The following is a 16140-nucleotide window of genomic DNA, read 5'->3' on the forward strand; positions in this document are numbered from 1 at the left end:
GGCGACCGGACGGGTGACGAAGCGTGAGAAGAGCACCCGGCGGGGCCGGAACACGACGAAGGCCCGGTTCCTCAAGAGGAACCGGGCCTTCGTACTGAGTAGCGGGGGCAGGATTTGAACCTACGACCTCTGGGTTATGAGCCCAGCGAGCTACCGAGCTGCTCCACCCCGCGTCGGTAAACACAACTCTACGCCATCCGGGGGGAGCCGCTTACCAATTAACCGCCGCCCCACCCGCAGGCAGACATCACCGCAGGTCAAAGCCCCGATCCCGGCGGCGGATCAGCACGCGGGTGGTGCTCCCGTCGTCCTCCCGCACGTCCCGGACGCGGGTGAAGCCGATGCGCTCCAGCAGGACCAGGGAGGCCGTGTTGGCGTCGGCCACGGTGGCGTGCACCTCGCTCAGGCCGAGGGCGCCGAAGCCGTACGCGACGATCGCCTCGGCGATCTCGGTACCGAGGCCCGCTCCCCAGGCTTCGGGAGCCAGGGCGTAGATGATCTCGTGGCCGTCGACCTCGTCGGTCCGCTTGATCTCGGCGTGCCCGACCAGCCGGCCGTCCCGGCGAACGGCCCACACGTCGAAGAGGTTCTCGGCGTAGACCTTGGTGAAGACCCGCCCGAAGAGCGCCCGGTCCTCGGCCTCGGAGGTGGGACCGTCCCCCATCCACCGGGACACCCGGGTGTCCTGGAAGAGTGCGACGAAGCCTTCCTCGTCCTCGGGTGTGTACGGGTCGAGGAGCAGGCGTTCGGTACGGAGTACGGGCGTCATGGTCGGCGACGCTACCCCCACCGGCCTGCGGGGTCACCGGATTTAGCCGCCACGAGGAAGCGCCCCGTCCGGGGGAATCGGATGACTGCCGCCGCCTGGACTGCGACCTCTCGCGCCCTAGGCCGTCTCTTCCGGATCTTGCCGGGCTCGCGACGTCCGGCACCGCACCTGGCCGCGTTGTCGGGGCGCCCGAGTACGTCCAGTACACGGCGCGCTCCTCCACCTTGCCATCTACGGCACCGGACGCCGCGGGCTCGGCCGACAAGATCCGAAAGAGACGGCCTAGGTCGACGGCAGGAGCAACGCCACCCTGTTCAGAACAGGCTCTCGTGGGCCGGCCTGTCGGTTTCCGATCTGTGGACGCCGTGACGGCTGGCCTGTGGATGTGAACCCGTGCGAAGCGACGAAACGCTCGCCCTGCTCCCATCCGAGGGGAACCGTTGCCGTCACACGACTCGCTCCCCGAGCCGCGACTGAATGAAGCAGAGTGACGGCCAGCCTGGAGCCGAGCCCGGCACCCCGCAGGTCCGGATGCAGCAGGAAGAGTCCGACTGAGCATGTTCCCGGGGCCGGGTACCCAAGGACTGCCTCGACCAGTCCGGCGGTAGAGCCTGCCTCGTCGACTACCACGAGAATGTGCTTGTCGTCCCAGTCGGCACCGTCAGGGAGGCTGTAGAACAGGCTCTGTACGTCACCCGGTCCGGACGGCAGACCAGTCGCGGCCTCGAAGTAGTCCTCACAGGCACGGAAGAGCACGAGAAGGTCAGCCTCGTCGTTCGGGCCCGCATCGCGGATCACGAATTGCCGGCCGCCCGATGTGATGGTCAGCGGTGTTTTTTCGTCACTCATCTTCGGATCTCCGCTCAGGTTCCACCTGCATGGTGAAAATCAACGTAAGGGAGAGCAGCAGCAGCGTGCCGGCCACCGCCCACGGAGCACCTGACCAGGACCCGTCGGCCAATCTGCCGCCGAGCACCGATCCGATCGGCATCACGCCCCAGGCGGCCAGTCGGTAGCCGCTGGTGACTCGCCCCAGCATCTCCAACGGGACGAGACGCTGCCGAAGCGAAACCGTACATATGTTCCACAACACGACTCCCGCACCATTGACCACCAGCATCAACGCCACCACGGGCCACAACGGAAAGGCCGCGATGCAGAGGTAACTCGCCGCAGACAAGGCGATGGACACCAATAGGCTGCGACGTGTTCCCAGCCGCGCGGCGGCCCAGGGGCCCGCCTTTGCGCCGGCCAGGCTGCCCACGGCAGCCGCCGTGAGCATCCACCCGTACCCGGAGGCGGGAAGCCCGAGGGGCCCCGTGACGTAGACCACCAAGATCCCGTAGACCATCTGCTGGGCTATGCCCAGGACCGCGACGATGAGTACGAGACGGCGAAGCGTCAGGTTCTGCCCCAGCAGACGCAGGCCGGCCCACGTGTCGCGCAGCACAGCGCCGACGGTCAGCCGATGTCCTTCAGATGTCTGGCCGGCTCTTGGTACTCGCTCGACGAGACCGAACAGCACGAGAGCCGATGCCAGGAACGTCGTAGCGTTGAGGAGGAACGGCAACGGGTGCCAAACGGCCCACAGCGCGGCACCGGCCGGAGGTCCCACGAAACCGGCCCCGATCGTCTGCATGGCGATGAGACGCGCGTTGAGACGCTCAAGATCCTCGGACGGGGCCAGCGATGGCACAACGGCTTGGGCGGCGCTGTCGAAGAAGACTTCGGCGACACCGGAAATGAACGCGACGGCCCCGATTGCGGCGACGGGGACGGTGCCTGCCGCGGCTATCGCCGTGCACAGCAGGACAAGGCCCGCGCAGCGGGCCAGATCAGCGCCGATCATGGCTCGGCGCCTCGGCATCCGGTCCACCAGGGTGCCGATCACGGGGGCCAGTAGCCAGGCTGCCCGGCCGGCCGCGGCGACGAGGGAGACCGCGACCGGGTCTCCCTCGCTGACCGCCGCGGCCAGTAGGGGCAGCGCGGCGAACCGTACGCCGTCCCCCAGCGCGCTCAAGGCGTTGGCCGTGACCAGCCTGCGCTGCGATGCGAGGTCCCTCCGTGCCGCTGCCGGCACCTCGGAAGGTTCCAAATTGTTTCTCTGCACGGGGATTCCTGGATATCAGCCCGCAGTCGAGACGGCCGCGACCCGTGCGGTGCCGACGTCGACGACGGGGGAGGCGGGGTACAGGAAGCCGAGGGCGGCGAGCTCGTGGACCACGTCGAGGGCGGCTTGTTGCCATTCCGGGCCCGCGGGCAAGTACTCGGCGAAGCCCGACGGAGAGGCTTCCTCGGCGCACAACTGCCAGATCAACTGGCCAAGGGGATTGATCCGCACGGTGTTGCCCGTAACGGGAGAGTGCAGCACCAGGTCGCTGTCGTGGGTGGCTTCCAGCACGGCGGGCTCGCGGCACCACGACCAGCCGACGAGCTCTGCGGCCTCCCGCAACAGCGGCTGTTCTCCGCTGCCCTTGAGCATGCCGTGACGTATCAGCAGGTCGACCAAGGGACGTCCGGTGACTCCACCCCAGCTCACGTCGTTGCCGGTGAACCAGACAGCCAACCGGGCGATCTCCATGCCCTGTTCCAGGACTTCAAGGCCGGTTTCGATGGGCCAGCTCAGTTGCACGAAGCGGTCACGGTCGCCTTGGTAGAGCGCGACGGCGCTGCCGCCCTCCTCGTCGGCACTCCACGGCAACTTGTATGCGCTGCAAGCCAGTTCGACCCGTGTACGTTCCGTCCCGATGACGCAGAAGGGCGCAGAGCGGAGCGGTTCCGCGATGGGCGCGTGCAGACTCGCGCGGAGGAAGGTGAACTCCTCCACTTCGGCCAGGGCCGACTCCGTGCTGGTGCGGAACCAGACGTTGCGCTTGATCACAGTGGAGCCCTGGGCAGCGCGTGCCACATCAGCCGCGCCCTTCGATGTGAGCCCGTCGCTGACGGTGTACTCCCGGACGAGAGACAGGTCGTGCTCGGGTGCCGGATCGATCAGCTCGATTCCGAAGTCCTGTGGATCCCGTGCGATCGGGGAGTGGAGATCCAGAATGAAAGGGGACCCACCCCAGGTTGCGTAAGGGTTGTTGTACCGGGTCTGTGCCTCTCGGATCTTCTCCTCGGCATACGCGATGGGTGCGCTCCGCCTCTTCCTGCTTCTCACCTGGGAAGCCGTGGATAACGAAGAGGTGGGGAGCGATTCCGGCCGCCATCACGTTCTGGAGCGTCCGTTCGACGTGCTCCACCTTCGTCCCCTTGACCATCAGGTCGAGTACTCGCTGATTGTACGACTCCAGGCCGAAGTTGAGCCGCCGGCAACCGGATTGGTACAGCAGATCCGCGAGCTTCCGGCTGAAGCCGCCGGCAAACCGGGTTTCCCCGTACCAGAAGAGATCAAGCCCACGATCGACGATCTCCTGGGCCACCTCCCGCATCACGTGCAGGGTGAGGATCTCATCGACGAACATGAATGTCCGCGTCCCGTATTCAGCCATCAAGTGCTCAAGGTGATCAACTGTCTGCGCGGCCGGCCTGGACCGGAAGGAGCCGCTGGCGAACGGGATGGAGCAGAACGCGCACTTCCAAGCACAGCTACGAGAGGCGTACACCGGGAGGATCGGCCCTGGAGCGAAGTAGCGTTCCAGCGGAAGATCGGCAAAGTACGGCGCGCTGACCCCGTCCAGCTTCACTGGGCGAGCCGGGGTCCTCACCAGGGAGTCGTCGACAGCCGCGACCACCCCGGGGATGCCCAAGATGCTCTCGCCGCAGTTCCAGCGTCGGACAAGCTCCGGCAGCGCCTCCTCGCCCTCCGACATCACGAAGGCGTCCACCCATTCGAAGAACGGGTGCGGAGCAGACCATTCCTCAACCATGCGAGTCGCGTAGTTCCCGCCCACGACGATTCGTACGTCAGGTCGTCGGCGACGAATCTCGGCCGCAGCAGTCATCGTGGCAATCAGCTGGGTGTCCGCCGACATGCTGATGCCCACAATGCCCAGCTCGGGATCATCGAGGTACCGGGCGGGCACCAGCCGGTCCAGTGCCCAACGGTAGATATTTCGCTCGGAATCGTTGACCGAATCGAGCACGGCCTGGGTGGAATTGGCAGAGTAATACAGGTCATTGGCTACCAGGTCGAAGCGCAGACCATCGAACGCGGCGGAGACAGACCACATTGCGTTACGCATCACCCGTCGCGCCCATGCCTGTTCCTGAGCGTCTGAGAGTGCGTCGAGGTTCCGAAGCACGGCTTTGGCCCGATCCACATCGCGCACCGTGTGGTCGTGAACGAGGCGTGCCCGAGCGGCAACGTGCCGGTCGCGCGCGCGTGTGCCGTGCTCCGCCAGCGCCCGCAGGCCGTCCGCACTCAGAAGCCAGTCGAGCACCTCGACACTGGCGTCGTAGCTGTGTACGGCGAAGCCCTGATCGCGCAAGGTGCCCGCGAGGAGCGGTACGGCGAGATGGGGAGCGTAGGCGTTCCACAGTGGCGGATTGATCAAAAGGGTGAACCGTTGATTCATGGTCTGCCTGTCCTGGTTTGACCTCTGCGGCCGATGGCCTTCCCAAGCTCGTGCGGAGATCGGCATGCCCCGGCCGAAGACCGGGGCATGCCGCAGCTGAACGACCTGGTGTCAGATCGCGCTGTTGTCCGCCTCGTCGTCTATCCGGAACCCGGCGCGCATCGACGGCATCATCGCGTACTGCGCAGCGGAGCGGATCTCGGGCTGAACGGTCTCAACCGCCGGGGCGTCGAAAGACGTCTCGCGCAGCTTGCTCTTGAGCCGGCCCAGAAGCTCATCCCTCTCCATGACAATCACCTCCCCTCGTTCTGGTGTGGTGCGGATCGGAGGCAGTGGCACCAGCCACTGCCTCCGGATCTATACGACTGACGTCACGTCAGCCGCAGTCCGGGTGATGAGGCCCTTCTCGTCCAGCGTCTTGAGGGCCTCGACAACAGCCGTCTCGCTCTGCTCCGGCGAGGTTCCGTCTGGCACCGACTCCCGAAACTCGGCCAAGAGTTCGGTTCCGGAGCGGCCGTCACAGAGCTCGAACAACAGCCAGGAACGGGCATCGAGGTAGTGAATGTCAGGATGGGCAGGGGTGTAGACGAGCAGGCTGCCCCATTCGGGAACCTCTCGCAGGCGAAGGTCAGGTGCCTTCCGAAAGAAGTCGAGTAGGGAGAAGCTGGACATCGATACCCCTGTTGGTCGTAGTGCAGTACGGGTCGGGTGCGTCCCAGTCACCTGTGAAGGCATAAGCCGTGGAGCGGCAGCCGCCCGCAGAACCCTGGGTGGAAGCGCAGTCCGGGCAGTGGTCCTCTATGTCGCGAGAGCGCAGCTTGACGAACAGCGGGTGCTTCCATGTCTCCAGGAACGGCGTTTCGAGCACGTTCCCGAAGTCCGCGAAGTCGCGGAGGTAGGAGCAACCGACGGACTGTCCCCGGGCATCCACGCCTGATGCCTGCCAGCAGCAGTTCGCATCGCGAGGGTGCCAAGAACGCATGAGATGGACGTCGTCAGGTACGTTCAGGTCCTCGAGTGCGGCCATCTGCTCGGGCAGGGAGAGCGCCATCGCCTTCCAGTGACGCTTGGCCCTCCCCAACGGGTAGAGGCGCAAGATCCCCACGCGCCTCACGCCGGCAGCAGCGCACAGGTCGATGAACTGCTGAATCTCCCCAGCGTTCCGCTTGGTCATGATCACGAGTGCCAGCGTCTCGAACCCTGCGGCCAGCGAGACTTTCAGCCCGTTGAGGGTCTTCTCGAACGCGCCAGGTTCTCCGACATGCCAGTCATGGGTTTCCGGGGTGGCTCCCATGAAGTCGATGCACAGGTTCCGGATGCCGGCAGCCCTGACACGATCGGCCATGGCCTCGTCCAGCAGCGTGCCGTTCGTACGTAGCCGGACCAGCATTCTCGGCGCAGCATGCGCCAGGATGTCCAGGACGTCTGGCCTCTGGAGCGGCTCGCCTCCTTCAACCAGCAGTTCGATAACGCCCGAGTCGGCCATGTCGTCCAGCACCTGGTGGAACTGGTCGACGGTCATCTCGTCCGACTTGGGTTCCGGCGTGCAGTCCCCGTAACACTGTTTGCACTGGAGATTGCACGTCGCGGTCACCTGAAGCCAGGACTTCACCGGCCGATGCAGTTCCAGCTTGGGGGCTGTCGGTCCGGCCATGGTCGCCTCGGTCATTTCACTCCCTGGATCTGCGGGGCCGTCGACGCGCTGGCTTCGATGTGCTCCAACTGCTCGTTCAACCAGCTGATGAAGCGCAGTCCAGCCGGGCCCGACTCGGCCGGGAGCCCAGCCACTGCATCCAGCAGGAAGCGGGCACGTCCGATGGAACGAGTACGTCCGCCCACTGCATCGACATGGCTGGTTGCAGGATCGAGGCCACATTCCAGAGACGCGTAGAAGGCGCTGAGGTGGACGTATACGTGGGATGCCGCGAGTGCCCGGTCGAAGCTCCACGCCGCGTCCTCGTGCCACGCGGGCCGGACCGTGGCAGCTGTTTTCGCATCGTAGCCGACACGATAAATAGGTTGCACGAGTTGAATATCATACAATTTCTGATGAACGCACTCGTGCAGAATTGCCTCACTGGTGCGGGGGACACCCGTGAGCGCATCCCGATTAATGAAAATAGCGCGCGGCACTTTTCGGTCGGAGGCACTCTCGAATGCCCCAGGTCCAGCCACCACCCCAACGTAAGAAAGATGGGAAAGAACGGAGGTGGCGACATGTGGCAACAGTCGACTCAGCAGATCGACGGCCTGGCGGATTGTGTCGACTTCGGGGCCGGTAGCTTCCACAATCGCGTACTTGCTATCGGTCTCGGTCAACCCTTCACGGAAGATATCCAGGAAGCGGAGAGTCCAGGAGTCTTCGCGGTCTACCCTTGTCAGCACGCGAACGGTACGGCCACTCGGGGCGACGACGCCGGCAAACCGACTGTCGGCTTTTGCAGTCCGAGGGCCCGGTGGAGTGGTCAGGCCAGTGCACGAAGGGAGTGTGACGGCTTCGTCTTCCCCCAGCCTCCCGGCGCGCATCTGATGCAAGAAAAGTTCCAGCACCCGCCTGGAGACTGTGTCATCGGACAATAATGGGCTGCCATTGGCCTCCAGAAATACTGCACCACGCCGACTGGAGAGTACTTCTGCGGCCAGAGAGAATGTCGCGTCCACCTTTGCAAGCAGAGGAGGCGATTCAGCAAACCCCGCCCCCTGAGTCAATGCGAGGTCTATGCCTTCCGATGGGCACACAATCCGCCTCCCCCGTCGATCCTGCACCACGATGAGCCGATCAGACGAATCATCTAAGCAATAGACCCGTGATCCACACAAGGACTTTGATCGCTGGATCGCGCCCGGCACGGATTACCAGAACGGCTTGAAATCACCTTCTGCCGGGGTGATTCGCGACTCCCCCTATGCGGTGACTGTGCGCAAAGAAATCGATCGTTCACTGCGGAAAATGGCTGTACCTCCTGTGGCAGTGCTGCGGCGGATCAGGTAGGCGGCTGAGCCGGACCGCTATTCACCGTCCCTACCGGCTCGGCCTTCCGTCATCCGTGCCACTCGAACAGGACGAGCGTCGCGTCGTCCGATGTGATGTCCCCGCGTGCTCTCCGGAGGGTGTGGGACGGGTCCCGGGCCACCGCGCGGAACCCGTGGTCGGCATGCTCCAGCTGGTTCACCCAGTCGATCAGCTACTTCTCCACCGCGCTGACCTGCGGCTGGGCTCCTCCGAAGCCGACGGGGAGGGGCGTGGGACCGTCCAGACGTCGTACGACCCGGTGCGCGCGGACCAGCATCGGCGCGGGAGGCCCCGCGTTGACCCACTGGAGCGCCCCGTGTCCGTGTCCATGCGCATCATCCGGGCGGTCACGAAGTGGTCCGGGTCGAGCTGCTCCGCGACGGCTCGGCCCATGAAGAGGTGGTTCTCGGACAGTTCGATCCTGATCCGACGCTGCGGGGCGCGCGCGGTCGCTGCCGCGCGCGCTCCCGCGCGCATCGGCTGATGATGGGAGTACGGCCGAACACGCGGAGCTGACCATGACGGGGTGGCGTGTCAGGGACTACGCCCAGGACGATCTCGAAGCGGTGCTCCGAGTCGACGCCGAGAGCGGCACGGCCGAGGAGTCACCTCTCTTCCCGCTCTCGGACGCCGTGGCGGCCCTCCAGGCGCTCCACCCGGCGGTGGTGGCCACCGCGGACGAGGAGGTGGTCGGCGCCGCGGTGAGCAGGGTGGACGGCGACCGGGCGTGGATCCTGCGCATCAGCATGGCGCCTGCCTGGCGGCACCAGGGGTTGGGCAGCGACCTGATCACGGCCTTGGAGCACCGGCTGTTCGCCGGTGGTGTTCGCACGGTGCACGCGGCCTTGCCCGACGGCGAGACCGGTGCCACCGCCCTGCACAACTGCGGCTTCGGCGCCCGGCCCGGCCTGGTCTTCTTCGAGAAGCGCGGGCGGGTGACCCCACAGGCGGTCAGCATGCTCGCGTCGCTGGGAGCGGAGCTGCCGCCCGGGGGACTGTGGCAGAAGGTCGCGGGCATGCAGCGGGAGAAGGAGCTCATCGAGCGGCGCCTGGTCCTGCCCCTGGCCCATCCCGAAATGGCCACCCAGCACGGGGTGGAGCTGCCACGGGCGGTGATGCTGTTCGGGCCGCCCGGGACGGGGAAGAGCACGTTCGCGCACGCGATCGCCAGCCGTCTGGGATGGCCTTTCCTCGAACTGTTCCCCGCCCGGCTGGCCGCCGAGTACGGGCTGGCCAGCGGCCTGAACCGGCGCTTCGACGAGATCGCCCGGCTCGACCACGTCCTGGTCTTCATCGACGAGGTCGAGGAGATCGCCGGGACCCGGAGCGGCGCGGACGCGACCGCGGTCGGCGTCGTCAACGAACTGCTCAAGGCGATCGTCCGGTTCCGGGGCCAGGACGGGCGGCTGCTCGTCTGCGCCACGAACGACGTGACCACGCTCGACTCCGCGTTCCTGCGGCACGGCCGTTTCGACTACGTACTGCCGATCGGCCCGCCCGACGACCGCGCACGAACCGCGCTGTGGGAGAGCTACCTGGCCCGAGCGGGCGCGCAGGCCGACAGCGCGGTGCTGGCGACCGCCAGCGAGGGGTTCACCCCTGCCGACATCGCCCATGTGGCGCGCACCGTCTCCCAAATCCAGTTCGAGCGCACCTTCGACACCGGAGCCCGGGCCCGCCCCACCACCGAGGACTACCTGCGCACGATCGGCGAAACCAGGCCCACGGTCAGCGCGGCCATGGCACAGGAGTTCGCCCGGCAGACCGAGACGTTCGCCCGCATCTAGGCCGTCCCCTCCTCCTCCTCCTCCTCCTCCTCTGCCTCCATGCGCCGGATTCCCTCGTGGGTGAGGGTGACCATCGCCGGGGTGTTGCCGGGGTCCCAGTCGACGGTGATCAGTCCTTCGCCCGCCAGGTAGGTGCAGGCGGCGGCCAGGTCCTGTTCCGGTACGTGGAGGTCGCGCCGCAGCTGTGCCCCGGTGATGCCGAGGAGGCGGTTGCCCTCGACGGCTTCGTACAGGACCCGGAGCACCTGGTCGCGGTAGGTCTTGCGTTCGCGCAATGTGGCCATGACCGCGTCCTTCCGTGTGTGGGTGGGGTGGGGTGGGCTCCGGGGCCGGTCGGGGGTTCTCAGATCTCGTCGGAGTGCGCGCCGGTACCGGCCGGGGTCCTGCTGGCTGCCAGCCACGAGCGGGCGGGGCCCGAGGGTGTCGCCGTGTCCACGGTGAGGTGGAGGCGGGTGTTGCCGTCGAGGGCGGGGTAGCTGCGCTGTTCCGCGCCTGCGAAACAGCGGCGGAGCGCCTCCGCGACCGCTCGGGCGGCTTCCGGAGTGTGCGCGATGATCCGGACCTCGGCGTGCCCGAGCGAGGGCAGTGTCTGGGTCTCGATGTACTTCACGTGGGCGTGGTTCCCTTCAAGGTGGGCGAGAGGCCGGCGGATCGGGGCGCCGGGGCGCCCCGACCAGCTGCCCCCGGTCAGAGGCAGGTCTTCAGGTAGGCCTGTTCCTCACCGGTCGGCACCCGTGTGGTGGGCTCGACGGCCGGTGTCGTCCGGCAGGCCGGGAGGCCTCGGCAGGGGGTCACTGAACCGGTAGGCCTCGATCCGCGCCTCGTCCCGGGCGTTCAGCACGTGGATCCAACGCATGGCGACGCCGATCATGAAGATGATCACCGCGATGAGGACGATGGTCTCCACCGAACTCACCTCCAGCCGTTCGCGGACAGCGGGAGGGCGCTTCGACCCATCGCGACCCCGAACGGGGACATGCAGGCCCCGCCTTCGCCCTCCCAAGTGGCTTCCCGGCGGCGGGCGTCGCGGATGCCGCGCCCGATGACGATCTCGTTGGCCATCAGGACGTCCGCGGCCAGGACGCTGCCCGGGATCGCGGCGGCGGCCATCAGCCTTGCCGCGGCCGCGGGCTCGGTCTCGGGCGGGATCACCAGGAGGTCCCAGCGGCCGACGGTGTAGGAGAGCAGGATCAGCTTGTCGGGGTCCTGTTCCGTGAACCAGCCCACGTGCAGCACGTGCCCGGCCACGGCAACCTTGCGCGGGACGACCGGCCAGCGGCTGGGGTTCACGCTGACGCGGGTGATGCGCCCCCAGCTCTCGTCCAGAGCGGCGGCGAGAGCGGGGAGCTCGGCTTCGAGGTCACGTGAGCGGGGCCACCAGGCACCGTCCAGCGTGCCTGCCAGAGCGGTCTTCGGCGTCAGGGACAGGCGGGCCGGGCGCAGGACAACAGCCGGCTGCGCAGCGCGGTCGAGGGTCGTGGTCATGTCGCGGACCCGTCCCCGGACCGTTCGAGAACGGCCCGGTGCAGTGATCGCCGGAAACGACGTCCGCGTGGGAGCGGGTGTGCGAAATACTCCCGGTCTCTTCACCGTACTCCGGTTCGCGATCCAGGAAGCCGCTTCTGACCAGGTATTTTCCGGCGCAGCCGGCGAGAGCGGCACAGTCGGTTCCCCTCGCCGCACCGTGAGGCTGGGCGGAGTACCGTGAAACGACGGAGACGTTTCCCAGCTCAACAGCCTTTTCGACGCCGCTGGCGGCCGTCGAACGGGGTGTGGGCGCACCGCGAGACAGGCGGAACCACCATGGCCGCATCAGACGACCCCGCCCCTTCGAAGCTCCTCCCGGACGCGATCCACCAAGCGGTCAAGCCGGGCGCCGCCCTGCTCCGGCTGGAAACCACACAGTCCCGCCAAGGGCTCCTGGACGGCGCCTGGTGGCCGCGCTCCCGGGACGTCACGACCGAGCTGCCGGCACTGATCACGGCACTGACCGCGCACCTCGGACCCATCACGCGGGTCGGCCTGGACACCTCCGCCTGGCAGGCCGTGCCGACCCGCCTGGTCATCGACGGCCAGGTCGTGCACCTCGACGCCGACCCCGTCGGCGACGACACAGTCCTCGTCACTCGCGGCCACAACGACCACTTCGCCCTGCTGGTGGTCCCCCCGGACACCACCGCCGACGCGGCCCGCGAAGCGATGGCCCGCGCCGTCCGCGCCGACAACGTCACGCAGGCCACTCAGATCCTCATCGCGACCACACCCGAACCTGAGGACGGCGCCGCCGAGGCGGCGGGCTGACCCCGAATCCTCAGAGCCCCTCGTCGTGCAGGTCCTCTTCGCGCAGAAGATCGTCCTCGCGGTGGCGCGAGGTCTCCTTCTGACCGGTCTTGTGTCCCTTCTCGCGGGAGGACTTGCCGGGCTGCGGCTGCGCAGGGTCTCCGGGGCGATGGTGTTCCTGAGCCTCGCGCCCCTTGCCCGGCTCCTGGCGCTTGTCCTGCCTACTGTCCATGACGGTGACTCCTCTTGATGCGTGGGCTACGGATGCCTCTCCGATCACGCTGACACGCGCCGCGACGGTCTGCATCACGTCGACCGCGAAGCGAGGCACGCGGATGACGCACTTCGCCTGAGTGGCGGCGTCGGAAGGTCGGCGAAGCCAGAGTGCTCGGTGGCCGCCGCTGTGGCCGTGCTGCCGGGTGCATGCCCCTTGACCGGCTCAGGTCGAGGCAGGGTCGGTCAGGGCTGGCGTCACCCGTTCGGCCAGGAGCGCGTTAGGGCCCCGGAGTCGTGTGGGCGCCCGGCATTCTTTTGGGGTGCAACGAGGCCGTCCGACCATCGGGAGAGTCGATCACCCAGTCGTTGCAGGCCAACATGACATCGGGCCAGGTGCGTTGCCCCATGGGCCGACTTCGTGATCGTGATCACGACCGTGGACGATCAGGACGCCGCGCGGAAGCCGTCGCGCCGGCGGTGGACGCGAATCCGGCCGGCGACCGGCGCGAAGCCCTGGAGAAGCACTCGGGGGACTTCGCCGTCTGCCGCGCCGTCCCGGGCCGTCCGCTCGCGCATCGCTCACGCACAGGCCCGGAAACGACTTAGCGCCCCAACTGGCCAAAACCAGATGGGGCGCTAGGTAGCAGGTCAGAGGGGTTAACTCCCCTGCCTGTGAGCGGTAGGCCATGTCGGACTCGAACCGACAACCAACGGATTAAAAGTCCGCTGCTCTGCCAATTGAGCTAATGGCCCTCCAGGTGCTCACCCCAGAGCATAGCCGGACCGCGCCGGTCAGCCGATCGGGTATCCGCCGACCGGCCTGTCGCCGACGGTCCGGTGGGGCTGCGCAGGGCCTCGGAGCGGTCCCCGAAAGGGGGTTACGCGCCATCAGTTCCCGGAAGCGAGGAAAGGGCCCGTACGACACCTTGGTGTCGTACGGGCCCTTTCTCAGGGGTTCAGCTCAGCTGCGATCAGCCGTTGCGCTTCCAGCGCGGCTTGTCGTCGCGGCGGCCGCCGAAGCCGCCGGTGGAACCGGAGCCGGACGGACGGTGGTCGTCACGGCGGCCGTACGGGCGGTCGCCGCCACCGGAGCGGAAGCCGCCGGCCGGACGGTCGTCACGACGGAAGCCACCACCGGACGGACGGTCGCCACCGGAGCGGAAGCCGCCCGACGGACGGTCGTCGCGGTTGAAGCCGCCCGAGGGGCGGTCGTCGCGGTTGAAGCCGCCGGAGGGGCGGTCGTCGCGGCGGAAGCCACCACGGTCGCCACCACGGTCATCGCGGTTGAAGCCACCGGACGGACGGTCGTCACGACGGAAGCCACCACCGGACGGACGGTCGCCACCGGAGCGGAAGCCACCCGACGGACGGTCGTCGCGGCGGAACCCACCACGGTCGCCACCACGGTCATCGCGGTTGAAGCCACCGGACGGACGGTCGTCACGACGGAAGCCACCACCGGACGGACGGTCGCCACCGGAGCGGAAGCCACCCGACGGACGGTCGTCGCGGCGGAACCCACCACGGTCGCCACCACGGTCGTCACGGTTGAAGCCACCCGACGGACGGCCACCGCGGTCACCGCGGTCGTCGCGGCGGAAGCCGCCACGGTCGCCACCGCGGTCGCCGCCGCGGTTGTCGCGACGCTCGAAGTTGCCACGGTCGTCACGCTGGGCGCGGTGCTCCTCGCGGCGCTCCTGCGCGGCGATCTCCGCGGCAGCGGCGGCTGCAGCAGCCGCGACCTCGGCCTCGGCGGCCTCGGCCACCTCGGCGACAGCGGCCTCCGGGTCCTCGCCGCGCTCACGGGCGGAGCGGGCGACCAGGCGGTCGGCCTCCTCGCGCAGCTCCACGGCACGGCGCGACAGGCGCTCGAGCTGCTTGGTGAGCTCGGCGACCTCGCGCTCGGCCTGCTTGGCGGCGTTGTTCGCGGAGTCGGCCTGGACCTCGGTCAGCGAACGGGCACCGGTGATCTCGGCGACCTCGGGCTCGAAGGCGCCGGCGCCCTGGACGATGTGACGCGAGGCGTCGACGCCCGCGTCCTCCATCAGGCGGAAGATCTGGCGGCGCTGGTGCGGCAGCGCGAGGGAGACCACGACACCGGACTTGCCGGCGCGGGCGGTACGGCCCGAGCGGTGCAGGTAGTCCTTGTGGTCGCCGGCCGGGTCCACGTTCAGGACCAGGTCGATGCCGTCGACGTGGATGCCGCGGGCGGCGACGTCGGTGGCGACGAGCGCGTTGACGTAGCCGTCCTTGAAGTCGGCGAGGACGCGGGTACGGGCACCCTGCGTCATGCCGCCGTGCAGCGCGTCGGCCTTCACGCCGGCCTCGACGAGCTGCTCGGCGATGCGGTCGGCGCCCAGCTGGGTGCGGACGAAGATGATGGTGCGGCCCTTGCGGGCGGCGATGGCGGCCGTGACCGGCGCCTTGTCCTTCGGCTTCACGACGAGGACGTGGTGCGTCATGGTCGTGACGTTGCCCTGCGCGCTGTCGACCTCGTGCGTGACGGGGTTGGACAGGTAGCGCTTGACCAGGGTGCCGATCTCGTTCTCCATGGTGGCGGAGAAGAGCATGCGCTGGCCGCCGCCGGGGATCTGGTCGAGCAGCTCGGTGACCTCGGGCAGGAAGCCCAGGTCGGCCATCTGGTCGGCCTCGTCGAGGACCGCGATCTGGACGTTCTCCAGGGAGCAGGCGCCACGGTTGATGATGTCGCGCAGACGGCCGGGGGTGGCGACGAGGACGTCGACACCGCGCTCCAGGGCGTAGATCTGGTTGCTCATGGAGGTACCGCCGCAGACGACCTTCATCTTCAGGCCGAGCACGTCGCCGTAGGGCTGGAGCGCGTCCGCGACCTGCATCGCGAGCTCACGGGTCGGCGTGAGGATGATGGCGCGGGGCTTCTTCTTCTCCGTGTGACCGCCGGCCAGGGCGGCCAGGGTCGGCAGACCGAAGGAGAGGGTCTTGCCGGAGCCGGTGCGGCCGCGGCCCAGGATGTCCTTGCCGGCCAGGGCGTCCGGGATGGTCGCGGCCTGGATCGGGAAGGGGGTGGTGACGCCGTTCTGCGCGAGCTTGCGCACGACACCCTCGGGGAGACCGAGGTCGCCGAAGGTGATCGAGGGCTCCGTGTCGGCGTCGTCGTCGTCGAAGTCGGTGGTCGAGTCCTCGAAGGACCCGTCGGTGTTCACGTCGGCCTCGAGGGCCTCGATGATCTCGTCGGCCTCAGCGGCCTCGATCGCCTCGGTGACCACGAGGGCCTCGGCGTCGATCATCTCGTTGGAGTCGTTCTCGGGCATGACGGAACGGTCAGAGCTGGAAATGGACATGCGAAATGCGAAACCTTCCGGAGTCTCGGCACGCGCCCAAACTCCGTGAATCGCAAATCGACCGCCTCAATGCGGTCAGCCACGGCTAGGGAGAGTACGCGCCACACGGCGCTCTTCGGATTCGGCGCCGGGCAATGGGATCAAACGATCTATAACCATACGCACCCTCCCCGGGGTCTGGCAAGTCGCCCCTGCAGAAATGCCTCTGACCTGCGAAGACGCCCCCAGTGCCGATGCC

General features: G+C 67.7%; 17 protein-coding genes and 2 tRNA genes. 2 read left to right on the forward strand and 17 right to left on the reverse strand.

Annotated features, from left to right (window positions below; all coding sequences use genetic code 11):
- Positions 1-99: 99 nt before the first annotated feature.
- From JYK04_RS20825 to JYK04_RS20870, 10 genes are all read right to left on the reverse strand, one after another.
- A tRNA-Met gene (locus JYK04_RS20825) sits at positions 100-173 on the reverse strand.
- A 74-nt stretch (positions 174-247) separates the two neighbouring features.
- Entirely contained in the window at positions 248-769 is a 522-nt protein-coding gene (locus JYK04_RS20830) for a GNAT family N-acetyltransferase (RefSeq protein ID WP_189748060.1), read from the reverse strand.
- A 282-nt stretch (positions 770-1051) separates the two neighbouring features.
- Positions 1052-1618 (reverse strand): GNAT family N-acetyltransferase, encoded by a 567-nt coding sequence (locus JYK04_RS20835; RefSeq protein ID WP_189748062.1) that lies wholly within the window; start codon positions 1616-1618, stop codon positions 1052-1054.
- Complete coding sequence (locus JYK04_RS20840; RefSeq protein ID WP_189748064.1) at positions 1611-2879, reverse strand: MFS transporter; 1269 nt, start codon at positions 2877-2879, stop codon at positions 1611-1613. Before JYK04_RS20840 ends, JYK04_RS20835 begins: the two co-directional genes overlap by 8 nt.
- 15 nt (positions 2880-2894) lie before the next feature.
- Positions 2895-3650, reverse strand: a complete 756-nt coding sequence (locus tag JYK04_RS20845; protein ID WP_189748066.1) for a hypothetical protein — start codon at positions 3648-3650, stop codon at positions 2895-2897.
- A 28-nt stretch (positions 3651-3678) separates the two neighbouring features.
- Positions 3679-5286: a B12-binding domain-containing radical SAM protein gene (locus tag JYK04_RS20850; protein ID WP_189748068.1), complete on the reverse strand. Its 1608-nt coding sequence runs from the start codon at positions 5284-5286 to the stop codon at positions 3679-3681.
- Between the two features lie 111 nt (positions 5287-5397).
- Positions 5398-5574, reverse strand: coding sequence for a hypothetical protein (locus JYK04_RS20855; RefSeq protein ID WP_189748070.1), 177 nt, complete (start codon positions 5572-5574; stop codon positions 5398-5400).
- Positions 5575-5643: 69 nt separating this feature from the next.
- On the reverse strand, positions 5644-5958 hold the full coding sequence (locus tag JYK04_RS20860; protein WP_189748072.1) for a hypothetical protein: 315 nt from the start codon (positions 5956-5958) through the stop codon (positions 5644-5646).
- Entirely contained in the window at positions 5915-6955 is a 1041-nt protein-coding gene (locus JYK04_RS20865) for a radical SAM protein (protein WP_189748074.1), read from the reverse strand. Before JYK04_RS20865 ends, JYK04_RS20860 begins: the two co-directional genes overlap by 44 nt.
- A complete protein-coding gene (locus JYK04_RS20870) occupies positions 6952-7947 on the reverse strand; it encodes an aKG-HExxH-type peptide beta-hydroxylase (RefSeq protein WP_189748076.1) in 996 nt (331 codons plus the stop codon). Before JYK04_RS20870 ends, JYK04_RS20865 begins: the two co-directional genes overlap by 4 nt.
- Before the next feature lie 870 nt (positions 7948-8817).
- Here JYK04_RS20870 and JYK04_RS20875 point away from each other — a divergent pair.
- The gene (locus tag JYK04_RS20875) at positions 8818-10086 is read left to right on the forward strand and encodes an ATP-binding protein (RefSeq protein ID WP_189748078.1); all 1269 of its coding nucleotides are present in this window, start codon (positions 8818-8820) and stop codon (positions 10084-10086) included.
- On the opposite strand, the gene JYK04_RS20880 is transcribed toward JYK04_RS20875, so the two are convergent.
- The 4 genes from JYK04_RS20880 to JYK04_RS20895 all read right to left on the reverse strand — a co-directional run bounded on the left by JYK04_RS20880 (position 10083) and on the right by JYK04_RS20895 (position 11571).
- On the reverse strand, positions 10083-10370 hold the full coding sequence (locus JYK04_RS20880) for a hypothetical protein (protein ID WP_189748080.1): 288 nt from the start codon (positions 10368-10370) through the stop codon (positions 10083-10085). The two genes, JYK04_RS20875 and JYK04_RS20880, sit on opposite strands and share 4 nt — an antisense overlap.
- 59 nt (positions 10371-10429) lie before the next feature.
- Positions 10430-10696 carry a hypothetical protein gene (locus JYK04_RS20885; protein WP_030821669.1) on the reverse strand — a complete coding sequence of 89 codons (267 nt, stop codon included), beginning with the start codon at positions 10694-10696 and terminating at the stop codon, positions 10430-10432.
- Positions 10697-10804: 108 nt separating this feature from the next.
- Positions 10805-10993 carry a hypothetical protein gene (locus tag JYK04_RS20890; protein ID WP_189748082.1) on the reverse strand — a complete coding sequence of 63 codons (189 nt, stop codon included), beginning with the start codon at positions 10991-10993 and terminating at the stop codon, positions 10805-10807.
- A gap of 5 nt (positions 10994-10998) precedes the next feature.
- Complete coding sequence (locus JYK04_RS20895) at positions 10999-11571, reverse strand: DUF5994 family protein (RefSeq protein ID WP_202186073.1); 573 nt, start codon at positions 11569-11571, stop codon at positions 10999-11001.
- A gap of 318 nt (positions 11572-11889) precedes the next feature.
- Here JYK04_RS20895 and JYK04_RS20900 point away from each other — a divergent pair, with 318 nt between their 5' ends.
- A complete protein-coding gene (locus tag JYK04_RS20900) occupies positions 11890-12387 on the forward strand; it encodes a DUF5994 family protein (RefSeq protein WP_189737587.1) in 498 nt (165 codons plus the stop codon).
- Between the two features lie 10 nt (positions 12388-12397).
- Here JYK04_RS20900 and JYK04_RS20905 read toward each other — a convergent pair whose 3' ends face one another.
- The 3 genes from JYK04_RS20905 to JYK04_RS20915 all read right to left on the reverse strand — a co-directional run bounded on the left by JYK04_RS20905 (position 12398) and on the right by JYK04_RS20915 (position 15902).
- Positions 12398-12598, reverse strand: a complete 201-nt coding sequence (locus JYK04_RS20905) for a hypothetical protein (RefSeq protein WP_189737590.1) — start codon at positions 12596-12598, stop codon at positions 12398-12400.
- Positions 12599-13262: 664 nt separating this feature from the next.
- A tRNA-Lys gene (locus tag JYK04_RS20910) sits at positions 13263-13335 on the reverse strand.
- Between the two features lie 218 nt (positions 13336-13553).
- A complete protein-coding gene (locus tag JYK04_RS20915; RefSeq protein WP_202186074.1) occupies positions 13554-15902 on the reverse strand; it encodes a DEAD/DEAH box helicase in 2349 nt (782 codons plus the stop codon).
- Between the last annotated feature and the right edge of the window lie 238 nt (positions 15903-16140).

Source organism: Streptomyces nojiriensis, assembly GCF_017639205.1.
In the GTDB taxonomy this organism is placed as follows: Bacteria; Actinomycetota; Actinomycetes; order Streptomycetales; family Streptomycetaceae; genus Streptomyces; species Streptomyces nojiriensis.